Below are 18724 nucleotides of genomic sequence, written 5' to 3' on the forward strand. Positions count from 1 at the left end.
CCGCTATATGGTACGCCAGTGCAGACTCCGGAACAGGACATCGAAGCCGTGCTGACAGAGTCGGGCCCGGATTACGAGGGGTTTCAGTTCGAGACACCGGGTGGGGGCCACCAGAGCGATGTCTACATGGTAACGCTACGCCACAAGGGCGAGGCGTACGAGGTGGTCGTGAAATTCAAGCCACAGGGCGATGTCCCGTTCGCCGTCGAACCCTGTCTCCACGACTTCGTCGCCGCCCGGACCGACGTCCCTGTTCCACGCATCCTCGTCTACGAGGACGACCCCGACGCCGACGTGCCGCCGTACTTCGTCACCGAACGCATCCACGGCGAGAACCTGGCCGAAGAGTTCGCCGGGCTTTCGACCGAGGACCGACGGCGGGTGCTAGCCCAGTCCGGTCGGATTCTCGGCGATATGCACTCTGAGATCGGATTCGAGGCGTTCGGCCGACTCACGCTCCACGACGACCGGATCATCGTGAGTGACTGGATGGGTAACTGGCGGGAGTACTTCGAGAGTCTCACCAGATCCCACCTCTCTCATCTCGACGGGACGCCCTTCGAGGACATGACAGACCGGGCGTGGGACTGTATCGAACCGGCCCTGAGTATGGTGCCCGAGGACGGCGTTCCGCGGCTGGTACACGATGATTTCAGGCCGGCAAATCTGATGTTCGAGCAGACGGAGGAATCGCCGATTACAGCTGTCCTCGACTGGCAGGACGTACTCGCAGCGCTGCCGGAGTACAACCTCGCACAGACCGAATTCCTCTTCATCGACTCGTCGTTTCAGGACCCGGAGCTGCGCGATTCGCTTCGGACGGTGTTCCACGAGGGGTATCAGGAGATGCGCCCGATGGAGTTCGACGAGGGCTACGAGCGGCGACGGCCCCTCTACCAGCTCTCGACGCTCCTGTGGCGGATGGCCGGCTTCGAGGCGGTCTTCGCCGACGAGTCCGGCCTCGCCGCCGCTCGTGCCGAAGCCCAGTACCGCCAGCAGTTCGAGCGGCTCGTCGAGGAGATACAGGCGGATTAGGCCGTCTCGGGCGATTGCCCGCTGTCGACAAGCTCCCACACAGACTCCCAGTCGAGTGTCGTCTGTGCGCCGGGTGACTGCGCTGCGAGCGCGCCACAGGCGTTGGCGACTGCGAGCGCCCGTTCCGGATTGGTCTCCTCTGCACTGGCGAGAAGGTACCCGGCGGCGAACGCGTCCCCCGCGCCTGCGGTGTCCACAGATTCTATGGGATACCCGGCGTTCGTGACTGTCCGGTCGTCGATATAGGCTGTCGCGCCGCAGTCCCCGTGTTTGACGACGACCGTCGGCACTGTGTCGAAAAGGCCGCTGTCCTCGGCGTGGTCGGCCTCCCGGTCGTTGCAAAACAGGAGATCCGCGTGTGAGAGCACCGCCGAGTAATCGCGGTATGGGAGCCGACGGCCGGGGTCGAAGCTCACCGGGACGTCCGCGGCCGCGGCGTCGCGGGCGAGCGTCGCAGCCGTCGCGGGGTCCTGGCCGGTCAGATGGAGGTGGTCTGCCTCGGCCAGGGTCTCGGCCGGGAGATCCGACGCACAGAACGCCTCGTTGGCCCCGTCGTTTCCAAGCACCGCGACGCCGCCGTTCTCGTCCACGATGAGGTATTTCACCGCCGTCGGTTCGTCCGACTCGACCAGTAGCGTCTCGACGCCGGCCGCCGCCAGTTCGCGCCGAGCCATGGTACCGTGGTCATCCCGGCCGACGCTCCCGAGGACCAGCGGGTCCGCATCAAGCCCGGCGAGTGCGACGGCCGCATTCGACGCGCTCCCTCCGCTGGACTGTGACCGGTCGGTGATGCGCCCCTCGCCGTCGGGCTTCGGGAAGTGGTCGACGTGGAGCGTCACGTCCCAGTTGACGTGGCCGGCACAGATGACGCGCATGTCCACCGCTGGGGGTGGCGTTGTGATAGCAGTTTCCCACTGATACGGGCTGGTGTCGCCCCTTCCCACTCCCGGGAGGGACATAGCGACACCAGCCCGTACGAGAGATATGCAGCATATTTAACATCGACCGGAACAGACCGGCGCACATGGTAATGGTCCCCGATAGCATCCTCCCGAGGAGTGGTTGGACCGGCATACGACTACTGCAGGTAGAGGTGACTGCGTGATGCGCCACGGTGTGGCTGTACTCGCCTGCTTAGTCGTCGTCGGCTCGCTTCCGCTGTCAGTCGCCGGCGCGAGCGTCAACGCGTCGATATCGAACGTCGAGGTGTCGCCGTCGTCACCAGCACCGGGTGAAACCGTCACGTTCGACACGACTGTCCGAAACCTAGAGAGTAGCGACGCGCCCCTCGAAATCAACGACATCGCGATCCGAAAGTCGGGCGGAAGAGGAATCACAGAATACGAACGCGTCTCGAATCTGGGCTCGATTGCGCCGGGCAGTACGCTGGAAGTACCCCTGACTGCATCGTTTGATTCGTCCGGCAGCAAAGACCTCCGCGTCATCGTGTACGGCCGTGACCGCGGGACGGGCGAGAACGTCGAACTCAGATACCCGGTGAAGCTAAACGTCAAAGAGCGTCACCCGCAGGTAGATATCACGGCCAACGACTCCGTCGCGGGCGTCGAATCGACCGGTGAAGTCACTGTCGCCAACGGGCTCGACACCCAGATAACGAACGTCGAAGTCGTCGTCGAGGGCGACGGCGTCGAGATGACAAAGAGCCGGACGGTCCGGTCCAGCGTCGCACAGAACGGGTCGATTACAGCCCCGTTCCGGTTCCGACCTGAATCCGCCGGCGAACACTCGCTGACTGCAACGATCAGCTACACCGTTGACGGGGATACCACTCGCAACACGACTCGGACGACAGTCATCGAGTCGGACCCGCTCCGGAACAGCGTGGAACTCGATACGACTGCAGTCGGTAGCGGCACCGACCGCGCGCTACGGGTCGCCGTCTCCAACGGGGGCAACGCTCCGCTTTCGGATGTCATGATCAGTGCAACGTCCGAGAACGCGTCGTTCCAGCGCGTGTTGCTTGAGAACATCTCGGCCAGTACGACCCGGCAGGTGCGACTGAACGCCACGATGGACGAGCCCCGGGCGGACGTCACCGTCACGGCCAACTACGAACTCGGAACCGAAACGGAGCAGACGACTACCGAAACGACGCTCCGGTCCGTCCCGGGAACGATAGATCTCACCGGTCTGGACGTGGTCAGACAGGGCGGTCGACTGCAGATTTCCGGAAGTGCAAGCAACGTCGGGTCGACGGATGCGGACAGCGTCCTCGTGAGTGTCGTCAATACTGAAACCGTCACTCCGGCGACGCCGAACCGCGACTACTTCGTCGGCACGGTCCCGGCCAGCGACTTCGTCTCCTTCGACGTGTACGCCCGAACGGAGGGGAACGTCACGTCGGTGCCACTGGAAGTGACGTACCTCGTCGACGACACGCGGAAGCGACAGACGTTCGACGTCGATCTCGACCGGTTGGGCGGTATGGCACCACAGCCGGAGCAGGACGGTGACAGCGAAGGTGGTGACCAGAACAGCATGCTGCCGGTGTTCGTCGCCGGTGGTCTGGCGCTACTGGTCGTCGTCGGTGTCCTCGTGCGCCGCTACCGCCGCAGTGACGACGATATCGAGGTATGACGGTCATCGACGCACAGGGACTGGTCAAGCGCTACCGTACCGGCGGCCAGACCCTCTACGCACTGGCGGGTATCGACTTCGCCCTCGAAGCCGGCGAGTTCGTCTCGATTATGGGCCCCAGCGGCAGTGGCAAGACGACCCTGCTGAACATCCTCGGACTGCTTGATACGCCGACGGAAGGGACCGTCTTGCTGGAGGGGCAGGACGTGACCGGACTCGGCGACAGCAAGCGGACCGCGCTCCGCAAGCGAACGATCGGGTTCGTGTTCCAGCACTTCTATCTCCTGCCGACGCTGACTGCCGTCGAGAACGTCGAGGTGCCCCTGCTGTTGGACAGTGACCCGAAAGTCACGAAACGGGCCAGAACGCTCCTTGAGCGGCTTGGACTCGGTGACCGACTCGACCACAAGCCCGACGAACTCTCCGGCGGCCAGAAGCAACGCGTCGCCATCGCGCGCTCGCTCATCAACAGCCCGAAGGTCGTTCTCGCCGACGAACCGACGGGCAATCTCGACAGCGAAACCGGGCGACAGATACTCGACGAGTTCCGCCGCATCGCTGACGAGGACGACGTGGCAATCGTCGCAGTCACCCACGACGACCTGGTCAACGAATACGTCGACCGGACCGTCCATCTGGTCGACGGCACCATCGGGAGGGAACGGAAGAATGGCGGGTAGGTTCTTCCCGGCCGCGCTGATGGCGCGGCGCAACCTCACGCGGACGAAGATGCGGTCGTTGCTGGCGTCGCTGGGTATCGTCATCGGCGTCGTTGCCATCGCTTCGCTGGGGATGTTCGGCGTCGCGCTCCAGTACTCGTTTACCCAGAACCTCGGCAACGTCGGCAACCAGCTCACGGTGTACCCGAACTCAGGCGAAAACATCACTGAACTCACCGAACGCGATATCCGTACGATCCGCAGAGAGGCAAGCCCGACAGCGACTGTCTCGCCGGTAAAGACTCGCATTGAGCCGGTGTCGTACAACCGCGAGGACGCAGTCAGGGAACAAATATACGGCGTCGAGGACCCGGCGGCGTTGTACGAGGCCAAGGAGGGACGGGTCTCGCCGTTCCGGTCCGGTGCCCTCGTCGGGTCAGACGTCGCGGAGGAGCACGACCTGCATCCCGGGAGCCAGATCACTGTCAACGGGACCAGCGTCCGTATCCGGGCCGTGCTCGAAGAGGGCGACCCGTTCTCCTCGACGAACCCCGACAACCGAATCATCATGCCGGCTACGTCGTTCAGCCAGCGTGGCTACTCGGAAGTGTACGTTATCGAGTCCACTGGGACGCAGGCCAACGAAACAGCCATGGGGATACGTAACTCTCTCAACGACCGCGAGGAGCGGGTCTTCGTTCAGGAACTGGGCTCTCTCGTCGATACCATCGAGGAGCAGTTCCAGATAATCAACACCGTCCTCGCCGGCATCGCATCGATCTCGCTGCTCGTCGCCGGTATCTCGATTCTCAACGTCATGCTGATGTCCACCGTCGAACGCCGGGAGGAAATCGGCGTCCTCAGAGCGGTCGGCTACCAGAAGCGGGACGTCCTCAAAGTGATGTTGATGGAAGCGACGCTGCTCGGGTTCCTCGGCGGCATCGCTGGTGTCATTCTGAGTGTCGGAGCCGGGCTGGCGATAAACCACTACGCCGTCGGCGATGCGATGGCGGTCTTCAGGCTGCCAAACGCCTGGTACGTCGGCGCGGCGTTCACCTTTGGGGTGCTGACGAGCATCGTCAGCGGCCTGTATCCGGCCTGGAAAGCAGCGAGCGAAGAACCGGTCGACGCGCTACGCGGTTAAATCGTCGCGTCGACACCCGGTTCTAGCAACGGGTCGGTTCGGTCGACCGACAGCGAGTCGAACTGTGCAAGCCAGTGCTCGTCGCCGCGCTCGAAGGCCTCCAGCGCGTCACCGACGGTGTAGGTCCGTTCGTCGTCCGAACACGGGAACACGCCCTCCAGGTCGTCGCCGTCGTAGATCGCCAGCGAGACGACTGGGAACACGACGACGTCGTCGACGCGGTCCATCCCGACGTAGCTCCGATTCCGTCGTTCGAAGGCCGGTTCGAGCGAGTGGCCGTTCTGGCCTGCCCAGTCTGTGAACTCCTCGTAAGTCTGGATGGCTTCCGACCGCTTGTCCTCCGCCATCGTCCTGATCCGCTGCCACTCACCGGCGACCATCGACTCGCTGAACACGCCATTGGCCTCCAGTCGCTTGACCCGATTGAGCACCTGCTGTTGAGCGTCGAACGTGCCGTAGGTATCTCCACGAAGATACAGTTCCGCCCGAAGATGTGTGTCCCCTGTCATAGCTTTCACATCGCTAGCTTCTCCAGAGACCCTCAAAACTCTTTCCCAGACTTACATGCTAGCATATAACATAATCTTGGAATAGAGAATCAGTGGTATGAGTGTCTCTATATACATAATATGGGGTATCTACCTGAATACGGAAGCCCCTTATATTATTAGTACGTCAACAATTATTTTCCTCTTAGGTCGATGTTAGTTTCGATATCTGTCGAACAAATTAGTGGCCTGTTCCTTTCAGTTGTGACGATCAATTCACAAATTTATAAGGAATCGTATACTTGTCTATTCGGGACTTTGGTGTTCAAGCATTCCCGTGATGACCTGTTCGAGGGCTCGCTGGCCAGAGGTTCCACATGTCTTGCTCGATCCCGCACCGGGGATGGTCGCATACGTGTCCGCTACATTTGCCGGTTCCGTGACCGGTGCGCCTGAGAATATTCGATAGCTGCCGAAATCGCAGCCCACCTTCGTCGAAAATACGGGTAGTCGCGTCCACGCCGCATTTGGACTCCTGTTGACCGCTCCAACCGCGCTGCTCGCGGGTCGCTACGTTCACGGCTCCGCCGTTCATTTTCGAGGCGCAGTGCGCCTCGCTCTCCCCGCTCGCTATTCGAGAGCCCTCACTACGTTCGGCCTCTCGCTGTTCGCGGCTCACCCCGTTCGCCGCTCACGTCTCGCAGTTTTCGCTTCCGCTGGTCGCTCAAACCGCGCTGCTCGCGGTTTCACCGCTCGCTATCCGAGATTCTCGCTCCGCTCGAATCTCGCTAGTCGTCAGCGTGCGCTTCCGCACCACTCGCAACGACCTCTAGCTCGCCGGCGTCCAGCTCTTCTTCGATTTCGCGAGCCGCCTGCACCATGTTCTCCATCTTGCCGCGGGCGACCTCGCGGGGCAGGAGCTTCACGCCGCAGTCCGGCGAAACGGTGAGTCGCTCCGGCGGGACGACCTCCAGCCCCTTCTTGATGTTCTCCTTGATCTCCTCGACGGACTCTACTTCGGCGGTGTGTGCGTCTAGGACGCCCATCGCGAAGTCCTTCGTGAACTCGTGCTCTTTGAACACGTCGAGCTGGTCGTAGTCGCCGTTGGCGAGTTCCAGGTCGTACTCGTGGACCGGGTAGTCCAGAATCTCGGGGTAGATGCGCGAGTAGTCGCCGTAACAGACGTGCAGGCCCAGCCGCACATCGTCGGGGATCTCGTCGACGATGCGCTCCAGACACTCGCCGACGATAGCGTGGTCGTCCGGCGTCGTGGCCAGTGCGGGCTCGTCGATCTGGATGTAGCGAGCGCCGGCTTCGACCAGCGCCTCGATCTCCTCGTTGACGAGGTCAGCCAGTTCGTAGGCCAGCTGTTCCTCGCTGTCGTACACTTCGTTGAACGACCAGTTCGCAAGGGTGTACGGGCCCGTAATCGGAACCTTGACGGGGCGTTCGGCGACCTCGTCGGTGAACTCGAATTCCTCGACGAGCCACTGCTCGCCGTACTCGACCTCGTCGGCGACGCTTGGCTTGTCGAAGTAGTTGTGGCCCCACACTTTCACGCGGCCGTTAAACTCGTAGCCGTCGATACGGTGGGCGAAGTACTCTACCATCTCGTTGCGGCGCATCTCGCCGTCACAGATGACGTCGAGACCCGCGCGCTCGTGTTCGTGGGTGATGAGCCGCGAGGCGTCGTCTTTCGATTCCTCCCACTCGTCCTCGCCGAAGTCGGCGTCCTCGTCCTCGAACAGCTCGCGGGCACGGTCGTGCCACTTGGGTTTGGGGTAGGAGCCGACGACGGTCGTCAGCAGGAAGTGGTCGTTCGGGTGGTCCGCCGGTTTGAACTGGTCTCGTGGTCCTGTCATCGTTTTATGCCTCCGCCGCCTCCAGATCCGCGGCGTTTGCGAGCGCTTCGAGCTTATCTTCGAACTTGTTCACCGGGAGATAGAACGTTTCCGTGTTCGCCGTCGCGTAGACGGTGTCGTAAGCAGTGTTGGTCTGCTGTTCGAACCAGTCGATGCGGTCCCGAATCGTCTCGGGGGCCTCGACCAGCGTGTTCTGGCCGTCGACGACGCCAAGCGCCACGTCGTCCTTGGTGCCGTACTCCTGCACGTTGTAGACGGTCTGGTCGTGGTTCGCAACGAGGTCGAAGCCGATGGCATCCACGTCAGCGTCCATCAGGTGCGCGTAGGCCTTCTCCTCGATTGCGCCCCAGTAGGTGTGGGCGACGACATCGGCGTCGGCGGCCGAGGCGACGGCGTCGATTGCCTCGGCAGCACGTTCGTCCTCGCCGTCGGCGGGCGTGTTCTCGACGAGCGACGGCTCAAGCAGGAACAGCGTCTCAATATCGGAGAACGCGGTCACTTCCTCGGCGAGGAAGTCGGCGATGGCGTCGAGGAACTCGGCGTCGTCGCCGTAGTGCTCGTCGGTCGCCAGGTCCGCAAGCGAGTACGGGCCAGGGAGCACAGCCTGCAGGCCGTCGTCGACGTGGTCGGCTGCGGCACCGAGGTCTGCGGCGACGTCGCCGCCGTCAGCACCGAGGTCGCCCTGCACGACCGGCTCTCGGTAGAAGTTGTTGTTGTCGTAGTAGCGGACGATACCTTTGGTCTCCACATTGTCGTGGACCGCGAGCGGGTGCGCGAGCATATCATCCCAGCGGAACTGGCCCTCGACGATGCGGTCGAGCCCGGCGTCCTGCTGGATGGAGATGACTTCCTCGCGCGCTTGGTCGTAGGCCGCGACGACCTCGCCGGACTCGTCGCCCGAGATGAGGTCGGTCTTCTGATGGCCTTTCAGATCTGCCAGTTCGTCCTTGGCCCAGTCCGGGAGCGGAAAGAGCCCAGGGGTCGTGGCGATTACCTGTGTCATTGCCGTGGAGTAGGAAATGACGGGCTTTAATATTTCCTATTCGATTAAATGCTCAGAAGTAATCAATCACGATAGAATCGCAGGACGACGAGCGCTTCGTATGGGTGTTTCTCACTCGCAAGCTGTTCGCTCGCCAGGCCGTATTCGCCCGCGTACTCTCGCACCGCCTCGGGGTCCGTGAGACTGCTGACGAGCATGAGCGCTTCGCCGGCCGGAGCTAGCACGCGCTCGACGGTTTCGAGAAACGGGTCGACGAGTCGGCGACCGTCGTCGCCGCCCGACAGCGCGTGTTCCATCCAGTCGTCCCACTCCTGTTCGGACGGCGTCGGCAAGTAGGGCGGATTGAACGCTACGAGGTCGAAGGCGTCCGTCCGGAACGGCTCGACGAGGTCGCCACGAACGACCGGGACGCCGTTTTCTGCCGCTTCTTGACAGGCCAGCGGGCTCACGTCGACGCCGACCGCCCGCGCTCCGGCGTCGGCGAGCGTCGCGGCGACGTAGCCGGAGCCCGTCCCCACGTCGAGGACGGTGTCGCCCGCTTCGACTCGTTCGCGGGCCGTCCGGGCCAGCAGGTCCGAGTCCTCTGCGGGCTGGTACACCGATTCGACGCCGCGCTGGTTGGCCAGCGACGGGCGTTCGGTGCCGCTCTCCTCGGCTGTCTCTCCCGCTCCTCCGGCGTCGGACTCCTCACCCATCTCAGACCTCCGGCTGGCCGACTTCGTAGGCGAGTGTCGCCAGCGTAGCGAAGTCGGCCGGCGTGAGCTTCCCGGCACGGGCACTCATAAGCTCCTCATCGGCGGCTTCGACTACCGCGTCGGGGTCGCCCAGCCCGGAGATGTGGGCCGTGTTTCGGACGGCGTTGCGCATCGTCTTCCGGCGCTGGGTGAACACTGCCTTCAGGAAGTCCATGAAGAACTCGTCACTGGGGACGGTGTAGTCGGGTTGCCTCGGCGTCGTCCGGACGAGCGCGCTGGTGACGCGGGGTTGCGGGTCGAACGCTTCCGGCGGCACTGTCTCAACAATCTCCGCGTCGGCGTAGTGGCCTGCTGTGACCGAGAGCCGCCCGTAGTCGTCCGTCGCGGGGTCGGCGGCCATGCGCTCGGCGAACTCCCGCTGGAACATCAACAGGAGCGGGCGCTGCTCGGGCAGCAGTCGGAAGGCGATCTCTGAGGACGCGCCGTAGGGTAGATTCGAGATGCTGGCGGTGAACTCAGGCAGGCCGATATCGAGCGCGTCGCCCTTGACGACGGTGAGGCGGTCCGCCGCGATTTCCTCGGCGAACTCCTCGTGGAGATGGGCCGCGAAGTCCGGGTCCCGCTCGATTGCGGTCACCGTCTCGGCCGCCGCGAGCAATCGGTCCGTTAGCGCACCCGGGCCTGCACCGATCTCCAGTACATGCGAGAGGTCAACGTCCGCGTCTGTCGCGTATTGCGGAATGCGGTCCAGTACCCGGTCGTCGACGAGAAAGTGCTGGTCCTGCCGGGTATCGGCCCGCTTGCCGGCCCGCCGGACGAGCGCGTCGGGGTCCCGAGCCCCTGTCTCGGTCGTGGTCATTAGCTGGCCGTAGCGGGTCGCGGTAGAAAAGGGTCGCCTTATACTGGTGGCTGTCAGCTTCGCTGCTTGCAGCCGACAGTGTTACGAGGACTGCTCCTCGCGCCGGACGAACAGCCGGTACTTCAGGTCGTCGTCCTGTAGCTCTTCGAGTATCCGCTCGACAAGTGTCTCTTTGGGGCTGTGGAGGCCGCTGACGCGCTCTTCGAGGTCTTCAAAGCTCTCGAAAGGCTTTCGCTTCCGCTCGTCGAGAAGCGTGTTCCGGAGCTTCTTCCCGATACCCGGCAGGAGGTTCAGCTGGTGGAGCCGCAGCGTGATCGGCTGGGCGTCGTTGTAGAAGTCGACGAACCGCTGTTCGTTCGCTTCGACGATTTCCTCGACGGCGTAGTCAAGCTCCGAGCGGGCACCGCTCGGGATATCCTCGAACTCGACTTCCGTCACGCGGCCGAACTCCGTCAGGTCGACGCGGTCACCGAATGCAATATCAACGTCCTTGTCGTCGAGCTGGAGCTCGTAAATGTAGAACTCCTCGACGTCGAGCGCGTACGCGAGCGGCTCCTTCTGGTGCTGTGGCCGGTCGTCTCCGGGCCGCCCGTGTGGGAGGACATCGAGGACAGCCGCCATCATAGAGTCGCCGCCGCTCTCCGATTCAGTCATGCCAGGCAGTACGACCACAGCACACTTAATGCCGGTGGATGCCCCGAACCGCGACACGGAGCGCCGTCGCTATTTTCGCTTCGGTCCAGCGGCAGCGGAAACTAGATCTCGACCGCGTAGCTGGTCGTCCGTGAAAGTAGGGATAGAGCGGCGAAGAGCCGAACTGACGATTGTCCTCGCTACGCGTACTGCTTGACGATGTTGAGAATCTCGTCGAGTTCGTCGCCATCGAGCGTGTACCGCTCCTTGGCGAACACGGCGCGGAGCTCGTCGCGGTCCAGCGGCCGCAGGTTCGCGATCTTGTAGGCCGTCGGCGTATCGACCTTTTCGAGCTCTTCGAGGTCTTCGACCAGCTGCAGCGACTCCTCGGGGTCGAGGACGGCAAAGCGGTTGACGTGCTCGATAGCCCGCTTGAGCTCGTAGCGCATCTCGCGGTCCTCCTCGGCCGCCCGCTCCATCTCGAGGTCTTCGAGTATCTCCTTGGTCTCCGCGACCGTCAGGAACTCCTCACTGACCTTCTCTTTGAATATCGTCATTCTTGCCGGCGCAGGTGCGCAGCGGTGACGATGATGGTCTTCGCCTTGCCACCGTCGACGATGTCGACCTTGTACGCGTCACCCTGCTTCCCTTCGACGGTTCCGGTCTGGCCGTCGAACCGCGGGTGGAAGCGGCCGTTCGGCACTGACGGGTCGATCTTGAGGTGGACTTTCTCGCCGTCGTCGAACTCTTCGACGGCGCGCTGTGGCGGCGAGGTGCCGCGGTCGCGGGGCTTGTTCTTGAGCTTGTCTCGTGTTCCTTCGAGGGGTCCGTTTGAACTAGGCATTCTTGCTCCTCGCTAATCCGGTCGCCCTAATAAAACGTGCGTTCCGCGACCGTCGCTGGTCACGCTCTTGCAGTCGCTACAGACCCGAGTGGAAAACTACAGCGGTGAGTCGATTACAGGCGGCCGGTGCTCTCGACGGAGACCGACTCGACGTCATCGACGTTCGCAAAGGCCTCTTCGACGGCTTCCGTCCCGCCGGTGTCGTCAGGGACGATGACTGTCGGCGTCAGCGCGACGAGGCCGAACGCGACGTCCTCGCGCTCGAACCCGTTGATCTTCGTTCCTTCCGGAAGCACGCCCTCGAGACGCTCCTGCAGGTCGTCGAGGTCGACTTCGGGGCTTTCCGGCATGACCTTGATCTTGGCTGCTACTTTCCCCATTGTTATGGCCCCATGAAGCCGCAGTCCGGGCATTTGTAGAGGTTGCTCTGCTTCCGGCAGGTGGCACAGCGGTAGATCTGCTGTCCACAGTCCGGGCACTTGAACGCGGCGGCGTTCGTGCCGGCGATGTTGATGCCACACGAGACGCACTTGCGCGCCTGTTTCTGTTGGCTCTCGCTCATACCACTCCGTATCCGACCGCGGCTTTTAACGATTGCCAAACGCGACCGCCACCGCGAGTGACTGCCATGGCCCTAGTTCCCGGGCAGGATGTCCCCGAGCGCAGCGCCGATTGCCATGGGGACGAACGCCACGGCACAGATGCAGGCCGACTCGTAGACGACCGCAGGCTCGGTCGACCACTCGACCAGCCCCCAGCCAGTAAGCAGCGCGACGGAGACGACGAGTGCCGTCCCGGTGACGCCGACGAGTCGCCGCGGGATGAATCCGAAAATCGGGTTCGCCACCCGAACGTCCTGAAACTCGGCCACGTACAGAATGGAGATGACTAGCCCGACAGCGATAGCGACTGTCGCGGCGAGATACAGCGGGTGCTGGGCGATGTGTAGCCCGGCGTCGACTGTCCCGCCCTCGACAGCCATGGGAATCCCGAACAGCAGCGAGCCGAGCAGCGCCTCCGCGAGGTCGGACCGGCCGAAGCCCCAGACGACCCGGCCGAAGGTCGCTGGCTCGTGGTCCTGGGAATCCGCGGCCGCGCGCATCGCGTCCCGGACCTGCCGTCGCTCGTCTTCGGAGTCGACGAGCTGTTCCAGCTCCTGAAGTTCGTCGAACAGGGCCGCAAATTCGTCGTCATCTCCATCCGGTTCGACCGGAGGGCGGTTCGACTGGCTCATCTGAACTCGGGCTCGCTATCTCGCGTTGGGACGTCCGGGTCCGGTTCGGCACCGGCCGTCGGGGTACCGTCTTCCCAGACGTAGAACCCCTCGCCGGCGACAGCGCCTCGCTGTCCGTCCTCGACCTTCCGGCGGAGCAACGCTGGTGGTTCGAACCGCTCGTCGAGCCGGTCGGCGAGGTCTTCGAGCGCGGTTAGCACTGTTTCCAGCCCGTGGCGGTCGGCCCGGACGAGTGGCCCGTCGCGGTCTGAATCGCCACGCTCGAACGTGCGGTCGATATCTCGAATCCCCGCGACGCCGTCCTCGACCATCCGAACAGCTTCGGCAATGGTAGCGAGTTCGAGGCGTAGCGCGGCAAATCCCGGCGTGTCGCGGACGACGACCGGCGACGCGTCCAGGCTCTCGACGAAGTCGGTGACTCGGTCGCGGGTCGCCGCCGTCGTCTGTTCGGCGATGACCACCTCGACAATAGCGCCGTCCGGCGGGTCAGCGAGGTTGAGGCCGACGGCCCGGTTCGGGCTCCGCAGGCCGGTCGCGACTGCGGTCACCGACATCGACGTGTCGCTGACGGCGATGAGCGTCTCATCCTCGACCATCGTCTCAGTTTCGGCGACCACTTCTCGGTGGCTGTCCGTCCCACCGTCGGTCGCGTCGATGACGATACCGCTGCCGCTGACGGCGCTTTCGAGTCCCGTGGTTCCGTCGATACCGGCCGAAACATCCCCGTTGAGTGCGTGCCGGATCTCGTCGACGCGGTCCATCACGTCCGTCGCATCCGTCCCCCGTAGACGTACCTCGTGGCCCGCACGGACACATCGCTGTGCGATATCCCGCCCTCGTCGTCCGGTACCGAGTACGGCCACAATCATGACTAAACCACTGTACGCTCCGGGTTAAGCCTTTACGCCACCGTCTGTCATGGTCCCGTCTCCGGTCCGTGTCGCTTGCTGACCAGACAGGTGGGCCGTGGGGCCGGCGGTACGTTTTTTTACAACACCGGTTGTATCGCCGGCCATGGATATCGGTGTACTGACGGTTCCACTGGGCGGACAGTCGCTTGACGAGGCGCTGGCGTACCTCGGCGACCTGGGCGTCGATGCGGTCGAACTGGGCTGTGGCGGCTGGCCCGGCGACGACCACCTCGACAGGCAAGCGTATCTCGACAACGAGGACAAACAGGCCGAACTGCACGACCTGCTCGACGAGCACGACCTTCGGGTGAGCGCGCTGGCGACCCACAACAATCCGCTCCATCCCGACGACGACCAGGCCGCCGAGGCCGACCGGGAACTCCGGGAAGCGATCCGGCTGGCCGACCAGCTCGACGTGAACACCGTTACGGGGTTCTCTGGCCTGCCTGCCGGCGGCCCGAACGACGAGGTGCCGAACTGGATCACCGCGCCGTGGCCGACCGAACACGCCGACGCCCACGAGTACCAGTGGCGCGTCGCCGACGAGTACTGGTCGGACCTCGCGGCCCACGCCGGCGCACACGACGTGGACATCGCCATCGAGATGCATCCCAATATGCTGGTGTACGAACCCCGCGGGCTGCTCGAACTCCGCAGGCGGACGAACGACCGAATCGGCGCGAACTTCGACCCGTCGCATCTATACTGGCAGGGCATCGATGTGACCGAGGCCATCCGCCTGCTCGGCGAGCACGACGCCATCCACCACTTCCACGCCAAGGACACGAAGGTGTACGAGTCAAACGCCCGGGAGAAGGGCGTGCTAGACACCGCGCCGTACACAGACGAAGCGGACCGGTCGTGGCTGTTCCGCTCTATCGGCTATGGGCACGACGAATCCCACTGGAAGGATGTGGTGTCGACGCTGCGGATGGTCGGCTACGACGGTGCGCTCTCCATCGAACACGAGGACTCACTCACTAGCGCACGCGAGGGACTGGAGAAGGCCGTCGACGTGCTCGACCGCGCCGTCTTCGAGACCCAGCCCGGCGACGCCTACTGGGCGGAGTAGCCGATACGGCCACCAGCACGACCGTTTCTGGCACTTACGCTTATATAGTGTCTGTGTGATACTACGACTGGACTACCGTATCCAGTGACACTTATGGACATCGAACTCACACACAAGCCCTCGTACACGCACGTCCGCGTTGCGCTCGACAGCGGCGAATCGATACTCGCGGAACCCGGCGCGATGGTCAGCCACTCGCCGACCATCGAGATCGAGACGACGACCAGCCGGGACGGCCTCCTCAGCTCCGCGAAGTCGATGCTCGGCGGTGAGTCGCTCCTAGCGAACGAGTTCACCGCGCAGGGCGGTTCGGGCACCCTGACCCTCGCGCCGCCGACACCGGGCGACGTACACCATCACGAACTCACTGGCGAGACGCTGTACGCCGTCGACGGGGCGTTCCTCGCAGCCGACCCGGATATCGACATCGATTCGGAGTTCGGCGGCATCAAGTCGATGCTGGCCGGCGCGAGCATCACGCCGCTGGCGCTGAAAGGGACCGGAAACGTCCTCATTGAGGCCTTCGGCGGGCTGGAAACCGTCGAACTCGACGCCGGCGAGTCCTACACAATCGACAACGACCACGTCGTCGCCTGGGAGGAGTCAGTCAACTTTGACGCCCACCGCGTCGGCGGGCTGAAGTCGACGCTGCTCAGCGGCGAGGGCCTCGTGATGGACTTCACCGGCCCCGGAACGGTCTGGTATCAGACGCGCGGCCTCGGCTCGTTTACCTCGGCTATCGCTGACGCGCTGCCCGGAACGGGTGACAACGACGGTGATGCGTCCGGTCTTGACGACTTCATCTGACTGTCGGAAGTCCGCTGGAGAACAGCCGCGTTCAGGAGAGTGCTTGCGTGATATCCGTCGACGACACCATGCCGACGTAGTCCTGATGCTCGTCGATGACGGGGAGGTGCTTGATGTCGTAGGTCGTCATCATCGCGGCGGCCTCGCCGAGTTCGAGAGAGGTCGTCACCCGCTCGACCGGCGACGTCATCACGTCGCCGACGGTCGCCGACGAGAGGTCCTTCCCGCTTGCGACGGCATCAACGATGTCGGTGGTGGTGATGATACCCGCCTCTGCCCCCGGCACGAAGATGCCGTTGATGTTCTGCGCTTGCATCTGCGTCGCGGCCGCTTTGACGGTTTCGTCGGCAGAAATCGTCTCTAACGGCGTCGACATGATATCCTCGATACGAACGGTCGTTTCAGTGGCCATGGAGTATCAACACGGGCATCCGGTTTTGGCTTTTCCCTCGGGGCGGCCCGCTGCCCTGCCGTCACCATGAGCGTTATTTCGGCTCCGAGTGAACAGCCGGCTATGACCCTCGATATCGGTATGCTCGGCTACCGCTTCATGGGCAAGGCCCACGCAAACGCGCTGGACCGCCTGCCCATGTTCTTCCCCGAAGCGCCCGCCGTCAACAAGGACGTGCTCGTCGGCCGCGACGAGGACGCGCTGGCCGACGCGGCCGACCAGTTCGGCTTCGACCGGACCGCGACCGACTGGCAGGACGTCGTCGACGAGGTGGACGTGTTCTACAACCTCGGCCCGAACCACGTCCACGCCGAACCGTCTATCGCAGCGCTGGAGGCCGGGACGCCGACGTTCTGTGAGAAACCGCTCGCGCCCACGCTCGATATGGCCGAAGAAATGGCCGAGACCGCCGCGGACGCCAGCGTGCCCGCGGGCGCGGCGTTCAACTATCGGTTCGTCCCGGCCATCCAGTACGCGAAGGGGCTCATCGACGACGGCGTCCTCGGGGAGATTCACCACTTCCGCGGGCAGTACCTTCAGGACTGGCTGGTCGACCCCGAGGCCCCGTGGTCCTGGCGCAACGACGAGGAGATGGCCGGCAGCGGGGCGCTCGGGGACCTCGGCTCGCACACGGTGGACCTGGCCCGGTTCCTGCTTGGCGACGCCGCCGGCGAGATAACCGACGTGAGCGGCCACCTCCAGACGTTCACCGAGGAGCGCCCCGTGGAGGGAAGCGACGAGACGCGACAGGTGACTGTCGATGACGCCTACAGCGCACAGCTTTCGTTCGACAGCGGCGCGATGGGAACGCTGGAGGCCTCCCGCGTCGCCAACGGCCACAAGAACGCCCACACCATCGAAATCGAGGGGTCGAAGGGCGCGATCAAGTTCGACCTCGAACGGCTGAACGAACTGCAGGTGCTGACCGAGGGCGACCGCGGCTTCCAGCAGGTGCTTATCACCGACGAAGACGACCCCTACGTCGACCACTGGTGGCCCCCCGGCCACGTCATCGGCTGGGAGCACACGTTCGTCCACGAGAATTACGAGTTCCTCTCAGCCGTGGCCGATGGCAGGCAACAGGAGCCGTCCTTCGCCGACGGCCTCGCCGCACAGCGAGTCCTCGACGCCATCGAACAAAGTGACGACCGCGGCGAGCGGGTCAGCCTGTAGGGCCGCGAACCGAAACCCCCTTTCGGCGGCCACTGGTAGGTCCTGCCATGCTCTCTATCGCGCTGGCCGGGAAGCCGAACGCCGGCAAGTCTACTTTCTACAAGGCGGCCACGATGGCCGACGTCGACGTCGGAAACTACCCGTTCACGACCATCGACGCCAACCGCGGCGTCAGCCACGTCCGAACGGACTGCCCCTGTCTCGACCGGGAGGAACGCTGTGGTGACGATAACTGCCGGGACGGCAAGCGCTACGTCCCGGTGGAGCTCATCGACGTGGCCGGCCTCGTCCCCGGCGCACACGAGGGCCGCGGCCTCGGCAACCAGTTCCTCGACGAGCTGTCGACCGCCGACGTAATTCTCAACGTCGTCGACGCCTCCGGCGGGACCGACGCCGAGGGCGAACCGGTCGAGGTCGGCGAGCACGACCCCGTCGAGGACGTGCACTTCGTCGAGGCGGAGATGGACCTGTGGCTCGCCAGCATCGTCAAGCGAAACTGGGAGTCCATCGAACGCCAGTCCCGCTCGCCGGATTTCAAGCTCGACGAGTCGCTCGTGGACATGCTGGCCGGCGTCGGGGCCTCTGAACTCGACGTGGCCCGCACCCTGCGGGACCTGGAGTACCCCGAGGACCCCATCGCCTGGACCGACGAGCACCGCGAAGCACTGGCGACAGAGATACGCCAGCGGACGAAGCCGCTCGTCGTCGTCGCGAACAAGGCCGATATCGCTCCGGAGGGAAACATCGAAGCCCTGCAGGAAGCCGCCGACGTGGTCGTGCCCGCGACCGCCGACGGCGAACTCGCGTTGCGCAACGCCGCACAGGCTGGCGTCATCGACTACGACCCGGGCGACCCGGACTTCGACATTGTCGGCGACGTGAGCGACCAGCAACGCGAGGGGCTGAACCGCATCCGCGGCGTCATGGAGGAGTACGGCGGCACCGGCGTCCAGGGCTCCCTTGACACCGCCGTCTACGATCTGCTCAACCATCTGACGGCCTACCCCGTCCAGAACGAAACGCACTGGACCGACGGCCAGGAGAACGTCCTCCCCGACGCGTTCCTGCTGCGCCAGGGCGCAACGCCCAAAGACCTCGCCTACGCCGTCCACTCGGACATCGGCGACGGGTACATCCACGCCGTCGACGCCCGTGAGAACCGGCGCATCAGCGATGAGACGGAACTTGAGGAGGGAGCGGTCATCAAAATCGTCAGCGACGCGAACTGAGCGCTTGGCTCACGACCACTCTCTCAC

22 protein-coding genes are annotated in these 18724 nt (G+C 64.0%); 8 read left to right on the forward strand and 14 right to left on the reverse strand.

Annotated elements, in window-relative coordinates; genetic code table 11:
* The first annotated feature begins 18 nt into the window (after positions 1–18).
* Entirely contained in the window at positions 19–1035 is a 1017-nt protein-coding gene (locus SG26_RS12750) for a phosphotransferase family protein (RefSeq protein WP_014039905.1), read from the forward strand.
* Here the strand turns inward: SG26_RS12750 and SG26_RS12755 are convergent.
* On the reverse strand, positions 1032–1910 hold the full coding sequence (locus tag SG26_RS12755) for a carbohydrate kinase family protein (RefSeq protein WP_044951743.1): 879 nt from the start codon (positions 1908–1910) through the stop codon (positions 1032–1034). The genes SG26_RS12750 and SG26_RS12755 overlap by 4 nt on opposite strands.
* A 229-nt stretch (positions 1911–2139) precedes the next feature.
* On the opposite strand from SG26_RS12755, the gene SG26_RS12760 reads away from it, so the two are divergent.
* The 3 genes from SG26_RS12760 to SG26_RS12770 are packed head-to-tail and all read left to right on the forward strand — an operon-like array spanning position 2140 to position 5436.
* Positions 2140–3633, forward strand: a complete 1494-nt coding sequence (locus SG26_RS12760) for a hypothetical protein (RefSeq protein WP_050037759.1) — start codon at positions 2140–2142, stop codon at positions 3631–3633.
* Positions 3630–4313 carry an ABC transporter ATP-binding protein gene (locus SG26_RS12765; protein WP_014039908.1) on the forward strand — a complete coding sequence of 228 codons (684 nt, stop codon included), beginning with the start codon at positions 3630–3632 and terminating at the stop codon, positions 4311–4313. The genes SG26_RS12760 and SG26_RS12765 overlap by 4 nt, the downstream gene beginning before the upstream one ends.
* Complete coding sequence (locus tag SG26_RS12770; RefSeq protein ID WP_014039909.1) at positions 4303–5436, forward strand: ABC transporter permease; 1134 nt, start codon at positions 4303–4305, stop codon at positions 5434–5436. The genes SG26_RS12765 and SG26_RS12770 overlap by 11 nt, the downstream gene beginning before the upstream one ends.
* On the opposite strand, the gene SG26_RS12775 is transcribed toward SG26_RS12770, so the two are convergent.
* The 12 genes from SG26_RS12775 to SG26_RS12830 form a co-directional block, all read right to left on the reverse strand.
* Positions 5433–5945 (reverse strand): HTH domain-containing protein, encoded by a 513-nt coding sequence (locus tag SG26_RS12775; protein WP_050037760.1) that lies wholly within the window; start codon positions 5943–5945, stop codon positions 5433–5435. The two genes, SG26_RS12770 and SG26_RS12775, sit on opposite strands and share 4 nt — an antisense overlap.
* A gap of 767 nt (positions 5946–6712) precedes the next feature.
* Positions 6713–7786 carry a methionine synthase gene (locus SG26_RS12780; RefSeq protein WP_008310097.1) on the reverse strand — a complete coding sequence of 358 codons (1074 nt, stop codon included), beginning with the start codon at positions 7784–7786 and terminating at the stop codon, positions 6713–6715.
* A 4-nt stretch (positions 7787–7790) separates the two neighbouring features.
* On the reverse strand, positions 7791–8789 hold the full coding sequence (locus tag SG26_RS12785) for a 5-methyltetrahydropteroyltriglutamate--homocysteine methyltransferase (protein WP_050037761.1): 999 nt from the start codon (positions 8787–8789) through the stop codon (positions 7791–7793).
* A 62-nt stretch (positions 8790–8851) separates the two neighbouring features.
* Complete coding sequence (locus SG26_RS12790) at positions 8852–9484, reverse strand: HemK2/MTQ2 family protein methyltransferase (protein WP_050037762.1); 633 nt, start codon at positions 9482–9484, stop codon at positions 8852–8854.
* Between the two features lies 1 nt (position 9485).
* The gene (locus SG26_RS12795; protein ID WP_014039914.1) at positions 9486–10343 is read right to left on the reverse strand and encodes a 16S ribosomal RNA methyltransferase A; all 858 of its coding nucleotides are present in this window, start codon (positions 10341–10343) and stop codon (positions 9486–9488) included.
* Between the two features lie 81 nt (positions 10344–10424).
* Positions 10425–10997 (reverse strand): DUF655 domain-containing protein, encoded by a 573-nt coding sequence (locus SG26_RS12800; RefSeq protein WP_008310088.1) that lies wholly within the window; start codon positions 10995–10997, stop codon positions 10425–10427.
* A 179-nt stretch (positions 10998–11176) separates the two neighbouring features.
* A complete protein-coding gene (locus tag SG26_RS12805; RefSeq protein ID WP_008310086.1) occupies positions 11177–11533 on the reverse strand; it encodes an RNA polymerase Rpb4 family protein in 357 nt (118 codons plus the stop codon).
* A complete protein-coding gene (locus SG26_RS12810) occupies positions 11530–11820 on the reverse strand; it encodes a 50S ribosomal protein L21e (RefSeq protein ID WP_004593356.1) in 291 nt (96 codons plus the stop codon). The genes SG26_RS12805 and SG26_RS12810 overlap by 4 nt, the downstream gene beginning before the upstream one ends.
* Positions 11821–11933: 113 nt before the next feature.
* Positions 11934–12200, reverse strand: a complete 267-nt coding sequence (locus SG26_RS12815; RefSeq protein ID WP_004593354.1) for an elongation factor 1-beta — start codon at positions 12198–12200, stop codon at positions 11934–11936.
* A gap of 2 nt (positions 12201–12202) precedes the next feature.
* On the reverse strand, positions 12203–12382 hold the full coding sequence (locus SG26_RS12820) for an HVO_2753 family zinc finger protein (protein WP_004516620.1): 180 nt from the start codon (positions 12380–12382) through the stop codon (positions 12203–12205).
* 72 nt (positions 12383–12454) lie between these two features.
* Positions 12455–13054: a hypothetical protein gene (locus SG26_RS12825; RefSeq protein WP_014039916.1), complete on the reverse strand. Its 600-nt coding sequence runs from the start codon at positions 13052–13054 to the stop codon at positions 12455–12457.
* On the reverse strand, positions 13051–13923 hold the full coding sequence (locus SG26_RS12830; RefSeq protein ID WP_050037763.1) for a 3-hydroxyacyl-CoA dehydrogenase family protein: 873 nt from the start codon (positions 13921–13923) through the stop codon (positions 13051–13053). The genes SG26_RS12825 and SG26_RS12830 overlap by 4 nt, the downstream gene beginning before the upstream one ends.
* Before the next feature lie 145 nt (positions 13924–14068).
* On the opposite strand from SG26_RS12830, the gene SG26_RS12835 reads away from it, so the two are divergent.
* Together SG26_RS12835 and SG26_RS12840 are read left to right on the forward strand one after the other, a co-directional pair.
* On the forward strand, positions 14069–15037 hold the full coding sequence (locus SG26_RS12835) for a sugar phosphate isomerase/epimerase (protein WP_050037764.1): 969 nt from the start codon (positions 14069–14071) through the stop codon (positions 15035–15037).
* 93 nt (positions 15038–15130) lie between these two features.
* Positions 15131–15844, forward strand: a complete 714-nt coding sequence (locus SG26_RS12840) for a TIGR00266 family protein (RefSeq protein ID WP_050037765.1) — start codon at positions 15131–15133, stop codon at positions 15842–15844.
* Between the two features lie 31 nt (positions 15845–15875).
* On the opposite strand, the gene SG26_RS12845 is transcribed toward SG26_RS12840, so the two are convergent.
* Positions 15876–16256, reverse strand: coding sequence for a cyclic nucleotide-binding/CBS domain-containing protein (locus SG26_RS12845; RefSeq protein WP_004962786.1), 381 nt, complete (start codon positions 16254–16256; stop codon positions 15876–15878).
* A gap of 102 nt (positions 16257–16358) precedes the next feature.
* Between SG26_RS12845 and SG26_RS12850 the strand changes: the two genes are divergently transcribed.
* On the forward strand, positions 16359–17468 hold the full coding sequence (locus SG26_RS12850; protein WP_050037766.1) for a Gfo/Idh/MocA family protein: 1110 nt from the start codon (positions 16359–16361) through the stop codon (positions 17466–17468).
* 47 nt (positions 17469–17515) lie between these two features.
* Positions 17516–18697 carry a redox-regulated ATPase YchF gene (locus SG26_RS12855; RefSeq protein WP_050037767.1) on the forward strand — a complete coding sequence of 394 codons (1182 nt, stop codon included), beginning with the start codon at positions 17516–17518 and terminating at the stop codon, positions 18695–18697.
* Positions 18698–18724: the final 27 nt, after the last annotated feature.

This window comes from Haloarcula sp. CBA1115 (assembly GCF_000827835.1).
GTDB classification, from domain to species: domain Archaea; phylum Halobacteriota; class Halobacteria; order Halobacteriales; family Haloarculaceae; genus Haloarcula; species Haloarcula hispanica.